Raw genomic sequence first — 13,357 nt, 5'->3', positions numbered from 1 at the left:
TTGCTACTCTCTCCTGATGCGCGGCGCGCTTTGTACGAGTTGTCGTGTATAGGCATGTTCCGGTCTTGCAAAAAGATCACTCGCGGTCGCTTCCTCAACGATTTCCCCGAAATACATCACGGCAACCCTGTCGGAGATAGCCTCCACTACGGCAAGGTCATGACTGATAAAAAGGTAGGAGAGACCAAACTCTTTCTTCAACTGATCGAGCAGTAAAAGAACCTGCGCCTGAACAGAGACATCAAGCGCGCTGACCGGCTCGTCGAGCACCACGATTTCCGCTTCGGCAGCCAGCGTCCGTGCAATGGCGATGCGCTGCGCTTGCCCGCCAGAAAATTCGTGCGGATAGCGTTCGAGCGTATCCTTGGGCATCTGGACGGCGTCCAGCAACTCGACCATGCGTTGCTGGCGTTGAACCGAACCGAGTCTACCCAGAAGCTTGAGTGGTGTTTCCAATATCTGTCGGATCGTCTTTCTGGGATTAAGCGAGGCAACGGGGTCCTGAAACACATACTGTATAACCTTGCCAAATGCCCTAGCACCGGAACGTCGCAGTTCATGCGCATCGCGACCGGCAATCGTCATTGTACCGCCCGTTGGCTCTGTTAGTCCGACGAGCATTCGGGCGAGCGTGCTTTTTCCCGACCCGCTTTCACCGACGATCGCCAATGTCTCACCGCTTCTGAGATCGAACGATACCTTTTTAACGGCCTCAACCGTATGCCGCTCCCTCCCCAGAAGCGTTCGTCCGCCACCAAAGGTTTTGGTGAGATTGCGAACGCTGATCGCATTTTCGCTCATCCTGCCGCCTTTTCGTGTTCACGTTCGAAGAGACCCGCCACTCGCTTCAAGAAACCAGCGCCCTTTCCCAGCTCTGGAACACAGGCTATCAAGCGCTTCGTATAACTGTGCTGCGGATTGGAAAGAACGTCAGACGTTACGCCCGTCTCGATAATCTCGCCGTCTTTCATGACCGCCACGCGGTCGCAAACTTCCGAAACCACCCCAAAATCATGGGTGATAAACAGCAGAGCCGTGCCACGCTCGTGCTGGAGGTCGCGCAGCAGTTCAAGAATCCGCGCTTGTACCGTAACATCGAGCGCCGTAGTCGGCTCATCAGCAATGATGATATCGGGATCGTTAGCCAAAGCCATTGCAATGCCGACACGCTGGCGCTGGCCGCCTGATAGCTGGTGCGGATAATGATTGGCCCGCTCGGCTGCATCTGGAATGCCAACCTTGTCAAGAAGCGCAATCGCCCGTTCCCGCCGCTCCCCGACCCCAATCCGCCGATGCGCTGCAATTGCTTCTTCGACCTGCCGTCCGACCGGATACATCGGATGCAAGGTCGTCAATGGGTCTTGAAACACATAGGCAACTCTCGCGCCTCTTGCAGCTGTCAACTCGGTTTCGGACATTGAAAGAACGTCGCGATCCCCCAGATAGATAGCACCGTTGCGGATAAGCCCAGGCGGGGACGACACCAGCCTCATCACCGACAATGCAGTCACGCTCTTGCCCGATCCACTTTCGCCAATGAGGCCCAGACATTCGCCGCGTTGCAGTTCCAGCGAAACATTTCGGACAGCGGGAGTAAAATGCCCGCCATTGACAAAAACCGTTTCCAAACCTGCAATCGAAAGAGCGTTCCCGCTATCCTCGATTATGGGCGATGAACGATCCTTGGCAATGTCGGTCACCGCCCCAGGCCGAGTCAGTGCACCTGACCGCAACCTGGGATCGAGAACATCGCGGACTCCGTCTCCCAACACGTTGAGACTGATGACCAGCAGGAAGATCATCAAGCCCGGCACGATGGAGACATGCGGAGCGTTAAAGAGTTGCGCGCGGCCCTCACCGAGCATGGAGCCAAGATCGGCCTGCGGAGGCTGTGCACCCAGACCGAGAAAGCTCAAGCCCGCCGTTTCAAGGATCATCCAGCCTGCCGTCGTCGACATGGTAATGACGATGACCGGCAGCACATTGGGCAGCACTTCACTCAACAGGATTGAAATCGGGCTTTTCCCTGAGAGACGGGCAGCGTCGATAAATTCACGATGTGCGAGACCCAGCGTAACTCCGCGAACGTTGCGGGCGAAGAATGGAACATTGACCACGGCAATCGCATAAAGCGCATTCATCAGGCCCGGCCCAAGCACCGCCACAATAGCCAGTGCCAGCAGAATGTACGGAAACGCCATCAGCATATCGATGCCACGCATCATGAGATTATCGGTTCGTCCGCCCGCGTAGCCAGCCACAAGACCGATAGCAGAACCGACGATTGCTGCGATCAGCGTCGCTGCAAAGCCAACTGCGACTGAGACCCGTGTCCCCCATATGACGCGACTTACTATATCCCGACCCAGTTGGTCCGTTCCCAGAAGATGCCCCTCACTGAACACGGGTTTCAATCTCATCGAGGGAGAAGTGACATCGGGGTCAGGAAGAGGAAGTATCGGCGCCATTAGAATGACAAGGCAGATCGCTATCAGCAGATAAAAGCCGAAAGCCGCCAGCCGATTGCTCATCAGGAGACGCCAGGAGGACATGCGAGCGGCCGCTGGCGCGGCAGAAATTTCTGGAAGCGCACTCATGAGCGTATCCTCGGGTCGAGCATGGTCTGGATAACGTCAGCCAGCAGATTGAATAGGACATAACTCGCGGCGACCACAAGCACGCCACCTTGCACAAGCAGAATATCGCGGGTGGAAATGGCCTTCACCAGCATGGCGCCGATACCCGGCCACTGGAACACCGTCTCTATGTAGACGGCGCCTCCCAGAACAAAACCTGCCTGAATGCCGATAACGGGAATGACACTCACCAGTGCTGCTCGAAACGCATGGCCGTATATCACCCGACGTTCGTTGAGACCTTTGGCCCGGGCTGTTCGGATATAATCCTGGCGAAGCACTTCCAGCATTGCGCTGCGGGTCAGACGGGCGATCACGCCTGCCGCCACCACGGCCAGCGTCGTGGCGGGAAGGACCAGATGCCAGAGCAGATCCTTCAGGTCGCCACCACCATAGACAGCATACATGCCGGAGGCAGGCAGAATGCGCCAATGGACCGCGAAAAGATAAATCAGAAGCAAACCCAGCCAGAATGACGGGATGGAAATTCCCGCCAGCACCACGAGAGTAATCATCCTGTCTGCCCATCCGAACTGGCGCACCGCCGAGACGATGCCTGCAAGCAGACCGAAAACTGAACAAAGTACCAGCGCTACACCCGCGAGAACGAGTGTGGCCTGAAAACGTTCAAGAACCTCATCCAGCACCGGGCGATTGAGTACGAAGGAGCGGCCTAGGTCGCCATGTAGGAGATTACCTATCCAGATGAAGTATTGTTGCATCAGCGGCTTGTCGAGGCCAAGGTCGCGGTTGATCCGCTCAACATTTTCCGGCGTTGCATATGATCCAAGCAACGCGGTTGCCGTATCGCCCGGGATCATCGCCATCACCAGAAAAACGATGATCGAGAGTCCGAACAATACGGGGATAACGGCGACAAGTCGCTTGAGGATATAGGCTGGCATGAACGCCCTCCTCGCTTATTCCTTCGTGACGTCTTTCAAATGCAGCAGGAAGGACGGCTGCAGCTTGAAACCTTTGACGGCGGCGGTCGTAACAGCGTTCTGTTTCCAGTTCGCTACGAAAAGCCATGGCGCATCGTCGTGAACGATACTCTGCACTTCACCGTAAAGCTTGCCACGTTCAGCCTGATCGGTCGTTGACCGTGCCTTTTCCAAAAGTTCATCCACTTTAGGGTTGGAATAGTAACCGGAATTGAAGCCGCCCTTGTCCGGCAATGCATCACTGCGCAGCGTCAGATAAGGCACCGTGTCCGGATCATTGGTCATCCATGCCATCTCGGCCATATCGGCCTTGCCCTCCAGCCCCGGATTCACCCTGCCAAGGAACGTGTTCCACTCATAGGTTTCTATCTTGACCTTGAAGCCCACAGCCTGAAGATCGGCCTGGATTGCGGCGCCCATCGTGATTGGATCAAGCATGCCCGAACCGCCTTCGGTCACATAGAACGTGATTTCAGGATTGCTTGCACCAGCTTCGGCAAGGAGGGCCTTGGCCTTTTCCGGATCATAAGGATAGGGTTCGGTTTTGTTCTCGACCCAGTTGAAGGCGGGTGGGATCGGCCCCGCAGCAGCAGTTGCAGAACCCTGCAACACATTATCTACGAGGCCTTGCTTGTTAACCGCATAATTCGCCGCCTGACGCACTTTCTTATCCGCGAATGGACCGCTTTTCACGTTCAGGATGGTGAACCAGACATGGGGACCCGCCTGTTCGGCAACCGCGAAATTCGCGTCCTGCTTGAAGGTGGCAAGATTATCCGGCGGCACTTCGACCATGACATCCAGTCCGCCTGCCATCATCTCCGCGACGCGGGTATTGGCATCCGTGATCGGGCGGAACACAACTGCTTCCAGTGCTGGCGCTGTGTCCCAATAGTCGGGATTACGCTCGACCACCACTCGCTGGCCGGATTGCCATTCCGCGAACTTGAACGGACCGGTTCCAGATGGATGACGGCCAAATTCCTTACCGTACTTCTTGACCTCTTCCGGCGACACGATCAGGCCGGTCGGATAGGCCAGATTGGAAAGAAATGGAGCAAACGGCTCCTTCAGCTTGAATTCGACAGTGTGTTCATCGAGCACATTGACTGCATCGATGGACGAGAAATTGAACGAAAGCGGAAATGGCCCAGTATTATAGAATGGATGGTCTTCCTTCAGCATTCTGTCAAAATTGAACTTGACCGCTTCGGCATTGAACTCCGAACCATCATGAAACTTTACGCCCTGACGCAGCCTGAACGTATAGGACTTGCCGTCGTCCGAAATCGTCCAGCTTTCCGCCAGTGCCGGTTCTACTTCCAGCGTTCCGTCCTTGTAGCGCACAAGGCCGTCATAAATATTGACGAGGATGCGGAAGTCGTTGGTGGCCGTGACTGTATGCGGATCGAGCGATTGCGGCTCCGCAATCTGTCCGACAATCAGCACATTAGGCGGCGTTTGCGCCAGTGCGACTGTGCCCGCCCCAGCGACCGAAAGCGCCATAGCAGTCAGGACGGCACGGAATAACCTTCTCATGGGGTTCCCCTTCGTTTGTCAAATCCGTCAGACTCTAATTTATATGCATAAATCAACAATCATCAACTAATTATCATAATTAATTTTTGCGAGACAAAATAAGCGGGCCTGAGCCCGCTCACGATTTCAGAAAGTTCAGAGCCTATTCGGCAGGCGTATCCTCGGGTTTCAAATCCTGCTCTGCCTTGGCCGATTTCTGATGCGTGAAACCTTTGAGGCCCTTGGCGGTTTCCTCGGCATCACGCTTAATCTCGACTTCGCTCATTGCATAATGAACTGCAAGTTTTGCAATGGAAGTGAGCGCGCTGAGATGAATGCGCTCATAACCATGCGAGGCATCGACACCGAAGGTCAGCAAAGCCGTGCGCACATCATGCCCCGCCTCAACCGCAGACGCAGCATCGGAACGGTAATAACGGAACACGTCCTTCTGGACCTGAATGTCATGCTCTCCGCAAAGCTCGTAAAGTTTCTTCGTCAAATGGTAATCGAACGGCCCAGTCTGATCCGCCATGGCAAGCGTGACGCCAAACTCCGATGAATTCTGGCCCGGTGCGGTGGTGCCATTATCGATAGCCACCAGGGAGGCAATATCCGGCACGACGACCGCAGAAGCCCCGACACCCACCTCCTCGCCAATGGTGAACAGCCAATAGCTATCGACCGGCGTTTCCACATTCGCTCTCTGCATCGCTTCCAGGGCCGCTAGCATGATGGCGACCCCTGCCTTGTCATCAAGATGGCGCGACACGATGAAGCCATTATCGATGAATTCGGGCGCGGGATCGACGGCAACGATGTCACCAACATCGATACCGAGCTGCAGCAGATCATCGCGATTTCGGGCAAGCGCATCGACGCGGAGTTCGACATAAGGCCAGCCGACCGGCAGCGTATCGACTTCGTTATTGAATGTATGGCCGGAAGCTTTCAGCGGCAGGATCGAACCGCGATAAATTCCTTTGGACGAAAAGATGGAAACGCGGGCACCTTCGGCGAAACGCGCTGACCAGTTACCGATGGAAACCAGTTCCAGTCGTCCGTTTTCCTTCAGATATTTCACCTGTGCGCCGAGTGTATCGACATGCGATACGATCCCGCGCGCCGGCCTCTCCGTCAGGCCCGCCCGGCGCGCACGAATAGCGCCCCGGCGCGTCAGCATAACTTCGAGCCCCAGATGTTCGAGCTCTCGCGCGACATAACGCACGGCCTCATCGGTAAACCCGGTTGGGCTGGGTATGGCGAGAAGCGCTTTGAGCCGTGTTACGAGATAGTCCTGATCAATTGTAATGGCGGTCTGCATCATTCATGTGTCGCAAAACAAGACCGCAAGGTCAACGCCATGTCCATCACAGAAAGCATCGGCGCTGGTGTCGACCGGCGCCGAGATGCGATCAGAAATTCCAGTCTTCATCCTCAGTCGCGACCGCCTTACCGATGACGTAAGACGAGCCGGAACCGGAGAAAAAGTCGTGGTTCTCGTCTGCATTCGGCGAAAGAGCTGAAAGTATCGCCGGATTGACCTTGCATGCTTCAGCCGGAAAAAGCGCCTCATAGCCAAGGTTCATGAGGGCTTTGTTGGCATTGTAATGCAGAAACTTCTTTACGTCTTCGGTCAGGCTTACACCATCATAGAGCGCTTCCGAGTAGCGAACCTCATTGTCGTAAAGCTCCAGCAGAAGCTCGAATGCAAAATCCTTGATTGCCTGCTTCTGCTCCTCGTCTAGGCGCTCCAGTCCACGCTGGAACTTGTAACCGATATAATAGCCATGCACGGCCTCGTCACGAATAATAAGCCGGATAAGATCGGCCGTATTGGTCAGCTTTGCCCGGCTCGACCAGTACATGGGCAGATAGAAGCCGGAATAGAACAGAAAGCTCTCCAGAAAAACGCTGGCGATTTTCTTTTTCAGCGGATCATCCGAGCGATACTGATCCAGGATCAGGGCGGACTTGCGCTGCAGAAATTCGTTTTCTTCGGACCAGCGATAGGCATCATCAACATCGGGCGTCAAACACAGCGTTGAGAAAATCGACGAATAGGACCGCGCATGAACAGCCTCCATAAAGGAAACGTTGGACAATACCGCTTCTTCATGCGGCGTGACCGCATCATCCATCAACTTTACGGCGCCGACGGCATTCTGGATCGTATCGAGAAGCGTCAACCCGGTAAAAACCCGGATTGTCAGCTGTCTTTCCTGCGGTTTCAGAGTTTCCCACGACTGAATATCGTTGGAGAGGGGCACTTTTTCCGGCAGCCAGAAATTACCCGTCAGACGATTCCAGACCTCAAGGTCTTTTTCATCTTCGATCCGGTTCCAGTTGATCGCGCGCACTGGCGTGGGTTTCGGGTTCTTAGTCTTCACTTGAATATTCATTTGTCATCACCTGTGATCAGAGGGCGCATGAGACGCAGCCTTGCACTTCCGTGCCGGAGAGCGCCATCTGGCGCAGGCGGATGTAGTAGATGGTCTTGATGCCTTTCTTCCACGCATAGATTTGCGCGCGGTTGATGTCGCGGGTAGTTGCGGTATCGCGGAAGAACAACGTCAGAGACAGTCCCTGATCGACGTGCCGCGTCGCCGCTGCGTAAGTGTCGATGATCTTCTCCGGCCCAATCTCATAGGCATCCTGGTAGTAATCGAGATTATCATTGGTCATGAAAGCTGCCGGATAGTAAACGCGACCAATTTTTCCCTCCTTGCGGATTTCAACCTTCGACACGATCGGATGAATCGACGACGTCGAATGATTGATATAGGAGATGGAACCCGTCGGCGGCACGGCCTGAAGGTTCTGGTTATATAGCCCACCCTTCATCACTGCATTTTTCAGATCGCGCCAGTCATCCTGCGTCGGGATCGCTATGCCAGCCTTTTCGAAGATTTCGCGAACCTTCTCCGTAGCTGGTTCCCAAAGTTGCTCGGTATATTTGTTGAAATATTCGCCCGATGCGTATTTGGACTTTTCGAAACCTTTGAAGGACCTCCCCTTCTCCGCAGCAATCCGGTTCGACGCGCGGATCGCGTGGTAGGTCACTGTATAGAAGTATATATTCGTAAAATCGACGCCTTCGTCGGAACCGTAGTAAATCCGCTCACGCGCGAGATAGCCATGCAGATTCATCTGGCCGAGACCGATGGCGTGGCTCTCATCATTCCCTCGGGCCACCGATGGCACGGAACCGATATGGCTCATATCGGAAACTGCGGTCAGCGCACGGATGGACGTCTCGATGGTCTTGCCGAAATCGGGGGAATCCATTGCGGCCGCAATGTTCAGTGAACCCAGATTGCACGAAATGTCCTTGCCGAGATAATGATAGGAAAGGTCTTCGCCGAAAATGCTGGCCTCGCTTACCTGGAGGATTTCGGAACAGAGATTGCTCATGGTGATGCGCCCGTCGATCGGATTGGCGCGGTTCACTGTGTCCTCAAACATGATGTAAGGATAGCCAGACTCGAACTGGATCTCCGCCAGCACCTGAAAGAACTCGCGTGCATTGATCTTCTTCTTGGCAATGCGCGCATCATCGACCATTTCCCTATATTTTTCGCTGACCGAAACTTCGGTCAACGGCAAGCCGTAAACACGTTCCACATCATAGGGCGAGAATAGGTACATATCCTCGTTGTTCTTCGCGAGCTCGAAGGTAATGTCGGGAATGACCACACCCAGCGACAAGGTCTTGATGCGGATTTTCTCGTCGGCGTTCTCGCGCTTCGTATCCAGAAAACGCATGATATCCGGGTGGTGTGCGTGCAAATAGACAGCGCCAGCGCCTTGCCGCGCGCCGAGCTGATTGGCATAGGAAAAGGAATCTTCAAGAAGCTTCATCACCGGAATGATGCCGGAGGACTGGTTCTGGATTCGCTTGATAGGGGCGCCCGCCTCGCGAATATTGGTGAGGCTGAGCGCCACCCCGCCGCCTCGCTTCGACAATTGCAGAGCCGAATTAATTGCGCGGCCGATTGACTCCATATTGTCCTCTACACGCAGCAGAAAACACGAAACGAGTTCGCCGCGCTGTTTCTTTCCCGCATTGAGGAATGTAGGCGTCGCTGGCTGGTAGCGGCCTGAAATGATCTCATCGGCGAGATCACGTGCAAGCTGCTCGTTGCCGCGCGCCAGCGCCAGCGCCACCATGCAGACACGGTCTTCATAGCGCTCCAAATAGCGCTTTCCGTCAAAGGTTTTCAGCGTATAGCTGGTGTAATATTTGAATGCGCCGAGAAAGGTCGGGAAACGGAATTTCTTCGCATAGGCTTCGTCGAAAAGATCGCGGACGAAATTGAAGGAATACTGGTCCAGTACTTCCTGTTCGTAATAGCCTTCGGCCACCAGATAATCGAGCTTTTCCCGCAAGTTATGGAAAAAGACTGTGTTCTGGTTCACATGCTGGAGGAAATACTGGCGTGCGGCCTGCCGGTCGCGATCAAGCTGGATTTTTCCCTCGTCATCATAAAGGTTCAGCATCGCGTTGAGCGCGTGATAATCAAGCCCGTCCGAGGGTTTCGACGGTTTGCTACTGTCGGAAATCGCCGCTTGAGGCACATCCTGCGCCACTGGCCGTGCCTCGCGCTCTCGGATCAAGATCGTGTCTGCCGTGTCCAAAATCGTTCCATCCCGTTTTTGACATTGCCAATGTCCTCATTGGTTCCCAGAAGCTCGAAGCGATAGAGATAGGGAACCTGACATTTGGCGGAGATAACATTGCCTGCGATGCAGAAAGTTTCGCCGAAATTGCTGTTTCCTGCGGCAATCACGCCGCGGATGAAAGAGCGATTGCTCTCGTTGTTGAGAAAGCGGATCACAGGTTTGGGAACTGCGCCTTTGGCCGCGCCGCCGCCATAAGTCGGCGTCACAAGCACGAATGGCTCGCTCACCTGCAATCCTTGTGAACCCTCCATAGGTATACGGCTAGACCGCATTTCAAGCCGCTCAACAAACCGGTGCGTATTCTCCGACCGGCTGGAAAAATAGACGATCAGGCTCATGCGACCGAAACCCTCAGGCGAGAGCGCTGATCATATCAGGGCGGAATCCCGCCCAATGGGTTTCACCGGCCACAACTACCGGCACCTGGCGATAGCCCAGGCCTTGAACGAGATGGAAAGCGTTTGCATCGGCAGAAATGTCGATGACTTCATATTCAATACCCTGGCGATCAAGCGCGCGCGTGGTGGCCGTGCATTGGACGCAGGCGGGTTTGCTGTAAACTGTGACGTTCATTCTTTCCTCACTAGAACATGCCCCAACAGAGGGAACCGGGCAGAGGCGAAAACATGGTTAAAAACAAAGACATAGAGAATTCCCAACGGTCCGGTTCAAACTGGAACGCTCTCGATGGGGATGCAAGAAGCCGTTCGTGCATGCAAGATGCATGTCGAAAGACACAAGACATGGGATCGGCCAGTAGCAACTAGGCCGCCTGACCGTAACAAACTACGCCTCGAAGGGAGGACCGGAACTGGAGCTGAATAGACTGAACATGGACTTCACCCCGAAGCTAAGAGCGGGAAGTTCGGGGCAGCAATCTGCAAGGCAACTGTCTGCCACACAAGATTGCGCGCCAACCGGACACCCCGCCCGTGGACGTAATCGTTCAAGGCAGGTCTCCTGGCTCACGGATCAGCGTTCTGTCCGCCTTCCCAGCCAAAGCCAGTGACGTGATGAACAGAACTCTCCGCTTACAGTTGCGGGGGCAGCTCCGGCATTGCCGCATCCATCATGGACGAAACGCACCGAATTCCCGTCTTAGCTTTCGACCCGTCGAATCGAAAGAACCTAGAACACTATATATAGTAGACGAAGTTAAAACCTCGTCAATGGATAGATGTCAGCAAAGCGCAAACCAGTACGCGATTCTGGTAGCCTTGGGGATAACAGGGACCACTGCATGGATAGGCCAAACGCTGCCCCAGTAATTTAACTCCATCAATTCACGAATCCAATTGAGATCATCCGGCTTTATTTCAGCAAAACTGGCATGAATCGACGTGCCAGCATTCACGATCAACGTGTCGATGCGACCGAAAACAGAAACAGTTTTATCAATCAGATCGATGTAGGCTGCACGAACTTTTACATCGGTTGCCGCAACTCACCAGCCAGATTTTCCATCTTTTCAACATTGCGCGGAACAAGCACGAGAGCAGCATTGGCGCGGCCGCGCGGGGCAATCTGCCGTGCAGTTTCCGCACCTATCCCGTCCGATGCGCCCGTTATGATCGTCACATCCATGCGAGGCTCTCCCTGCCTATCGATCAGATGATGGGCAGGGTACTGGTAGGGCAATCTGTGCGTCTGGTGGTTCAGACCTTGCGCGAGAGAATAGAGGCGATCACCAGACCGCCGATCAGTGATATGTGCTCCAGTGCCGCCGTCATATCTCGGAAAGCTTCTTCTCCTTCTTTCGCCCAAAAGGGATGAGCGACCGGAATGGTGAGGATCGTGAAGACAGCAAGAGCGCCACAAGCCAGCCAGGTTCCGCGATTGAAGATAATCATCAGCGATCCGCCGAGTTGCAAAAGCAGGGTTACACTGTTGAACAGCCAGCCCGGATAAAGGCCGAAGCTTTCCATTTCCGCAGCATTGCTGCCGAAATCGAAAAGCTTGGCCAGGCCGCTGGACCAGAAAACGAAGGTGAGCACGATCCGCGCAAGCAAGAGACTGGCAGGGGAATCGAGAATGTCTGCGATAGGACGTGGCATCAATCAATGTTCTCCGCTGGTGATACGGTTAACTTTGAATGCCACAGCTACCGCGATTGCGGGCGCAAGCGCGAAAATTACTGAAAGCCAGAGCGAAGCACTTGCTGCGCCTTCCACGCCGCCCGGGTCGGCTATGCCAGCAAAGTTGGCCACCATGCCAGCGCAGGCTGTTCCGAAAGCGATAGCGAAGAGTTGTACAGTTGTCATTCCGCCCGCCGCCAGATCCTGCTCGGTTGAAGGGGCACTTTGGTAGACACGCGTGACGAGACTTGGCCAAGCAAGGCCGATACCAAACCCGATCAGGATGAGCCCAAGGCAAACCGGCGCAAGCAACGACCAGTTACCGTTGCCGTGGATCGGAAGAAACACGGCAAGCAGGACGAGACCGGCAAGCGCGAGAACAGGCCCCGCCAAGACAAGCTTATCCCCGCCTTTCTCCTGCCATTTAGAACTGAGGAAAGAAGCGACAGTCCAGCCTATAGCCATCAGTGCGGCCAGATAACCCGCCCACAGCGGAGATTGGCCATGAAGATGCTGCAACAAATAAGGGACGTAGATTTCGGGCTGCATGCTCAGCATCAACAGCGCGATTATAAGGTAAAGCACCCCAAGCGGCGTCGAAAGGCTGAAGGAGCGACGCGGCAGGAGACGTGCCTTGGCGTCCCGATCTACCACGGTGATGATGGCGATCATGAATATTGCAGCAGCCAGACCTACGACATTCCATAGTGTCTCCTTAGACAGGCTGCCCGCCGAGACCGCAAGAACCGCGCCTGTCAGCAAAATGAGCTGAAGAACCGGTATGGAAACGCGTTCATTCTTATCCCAGCTTGAACGCGGCAGTGTTGCAAATGCGACCAGAGCAAAAAGACCCGCAACAGGCAGTAGGGACCAGAAGGCTGCGCGCCATGCGCCATATTCGGCAAACATGCCGCCTATTGCTGGCCCGATCAGCGTTGCCACTCCGAACATTGCCGAAATGAGGCCTATTGCACGACCCCAAAGGCGTTCGGGCAACACCACACGGGTGAGACCGTAGGCGAGCGCATAGAGGAACCCGCCGCCGAGGCCCTGCACGCTTCGGCCGGCCAGCATGACCGGCATATTGATAGCAAGAGATGAAACCAGCGTACCGGCTGCGAACAACAAGGTAGCGACCACGTAAGCACCGCGGGGCCCTGCGCTTTTGAGAAGCCGCGCGGTAAGCGCGGCCCCCAAGATGGAGGCGACTACGAACAACGTCGTGGCCCAGGCGTAGAAATCCATGCCGCCAATGTCCCGCACCACATTCGGCATGACCGTGGTCGCGATATACATATTGACGGCATGGAGAGTGACCCCACCAGCCAAAGCCAAGGCATAGAGGCCATTTCTGCCACTTAGAAGCTCTCCCCAACCAGCGACCACATGCCCCGCACTTCCCGCTGGCGTTGTTTCTTCGATCGAACTTTGCACTGTCGGCCTCCGTGAACTGAATTGTTGCCGACGGGTTTATAGAACCTCAAGCTTAATTGAGGTCAAT

Annotated in this window: 13 protein-coding genes and 1 riboswitch; all 13 genes read right to left on the bottom strand. The window is 54.9% G+C overall.

The window, feature by feature from the left end:
* Positions 1 to 3: 3 nt before the first annotated feature.
* Positions 4 to 801, bottom strand: coding sequence for an ATP-binding cassette domain-containing protein (locus FJQ48_RS11700; RefSeq protein WP_139975289.1), 798 nt, complete (start codon positions 799 to 801; stop codon positions 4 to 6).
* Positions 798 to 2,597, bottom strand: coding sequence for a dipeptide/oligopeptide/nickel ABC transporter permease/ATP-binding protein (locus FJQ48_RS11695; protein WP_139975288.1), 1,800 nt, complete (start codon positions 2,595 to 2,597; stop codon positions 798 to 800). The genes FJQ48_RS11700 and FJQ48_RS11695 overlap by 4 nt, the downstream gene beginning before the upstream one ends.
* Positions 2,594 to 3,541, bottom strand: a complete 948-nt coding sequence (locus FJQ48_RS11690) for an ABC transporter permease (protein ID WP_139975287.1) — start codon at positions 3,539 to 3,541, stop codon at positions 2,594 to 2,596. Before FJQ48_RS11690 ends, FJQ48_RS11695 begins: the two co-directional genes overlap by 4 nt.
* 15 nt (positions 3,542 to 3,556) lie before the next feature.
* Positions 3,557 to 5,119, bottom strand: coding sequence for an ABC transporter substrate-binding protein (locus FJQ48_RS11685; protein WP_139975286.1), 1,563 nt, complete (start codon positions 5,117 to 5,119; stop codon positions 3,557 to 3,559).
* Positions 5,120 to 5,261: 142 nt separating this feature from the next.
* Positions 5,262 to 6,422, bottom strand: coding sequence for an osmoprotectant NAGGN system M42 family peptidase (locus FJQ48_RS11680; RefSeq protein WP_139975310.1), 1,161 nt, complete (start codon positions 6,420 to 6,422; stop codon positions 5,262 to 5,264).
* Positions 6,423 to 6,513: 91 nt separating this feature from the next.
* On the bottom strand, positions 6,514 to 7,500 hold the full coding sequence (gene nrdF / locus FJQ48_RS11675; protein ID WP_139975285.1) for a class 1b ribonucleoside-diphosphate reductase subunit beta: 987 nt from the start codon (positions 7,498 to 7,500) through the stop codon (positions 6,514 to 6,516).
* Positions 7,501 to 7,516: 16 nt separating this feature from the next.
* A complete protein-coding gene (gene nrdE / locus FJQ48_RS11670; RefSeq protein ID WP_139975284.1) occupies positions 7,517 to 9,736 on the bottom strand; it encodes a class 1b ribonucleoside-diphosphate reductase subunit alpha in 2,220 nt (739 codons plus the stop codon).
* A complete protein-coding gene (nrdI, locus tag FJQ48_RS11665) occupies positions 9,712 to 10,119 on the bottom strand; it encodes a class Ib ribonucleoside-diphosphate reductase assembly flavoprotein NrdI (protein WP_139975283.1) in 408 nt (135 codons plus the stop codon). Before nrdI ends, nrdE begins: the two co-directional genes overlap by 25 nt.
* A gap of 13 nt (positions 10,120 to 10,132) precedes the next feature.
* Positions 10,133 to 10,354, bottom strand: coding sequence for a glutaredoxin-like protein NrdH (gene nrdH / locus FJQ48_RS11660; RefSeq protein WP_139975282.1), 222 nt, complete (start codon positions 10,352 to 10,354; stop codon positions 10,133 to 10,135).
* A 359-nt stretch (positions 10,355 to 10,713) separates the two neighbouring features.
* Positions 10,714 to 10,928, bottom strand: a riboswitch (cobalamin riboswitch).
* Between the two features lie 33 nt (positions 10,929 to 10,961).
* Entirely contained in the window at positions 10,962 to 11,180 is a 219-nt protein-coding gene (locus FJQ48_RS22715; RefSeq protein WP_247870361.1) for an SDR family NAD(P)-dependent oxidoreductase, read from the bottom strand.
* A 26-nt stretch (positions 11,181 to 11,206) separates the two neighbouring features.
* Positions 11,207 to 11,365 carry an SDR family NAD(P)-dependent oxidoreductase gene (locus FJQ48_RS22710; RefSeq protein ID WP_247870359.1) on the bottom strand — a complete coding sequence of 53 codons (159 nt, stop codon included), beginning with the start codon at positions 11,363 to 11,365 and terminating at the stop codon, positions 11,207 to 11,209.
* Positions 11,366 to 11,436: 71 nt separating this feature from the next.
* Entirely contained in the window at positions 11,437 to 11,835 is a 399-nt protein-coding gene (locus tag FJQ48_RS11650) for a DoxX family protein (RefSeq protein ID WP_139975281.1), read from the bottom strand.
* A gap of 3 nt (positions 11,836 to 11,838) precedes the next feature.
* Positions 11,839 to 13,290, bottom strand: a complete 1,452-nt coding sequence (locus FJQ48_RS11645) for an MFS transporter (protein ID WP_139975280.1) — start codon at positions 13,288 to 13,290, stop codon at positions 11,839 to 11,841.
* Positions 13,291 to 13,357: the final 67 nt, after the last annotated feature.

The sequence above is a fragment of the Ochrobactrum sp. CGA5 genome, assembly GCF_006345815.1.
GTDB lineage: Bacteria > Pseudomonadota > Alphaproteobacteria > Rhizobiales > Rhizobiaceae > Brucella.
This window is presented reverse-complemented; position numbering and strand designations above follow the sequence as displayed.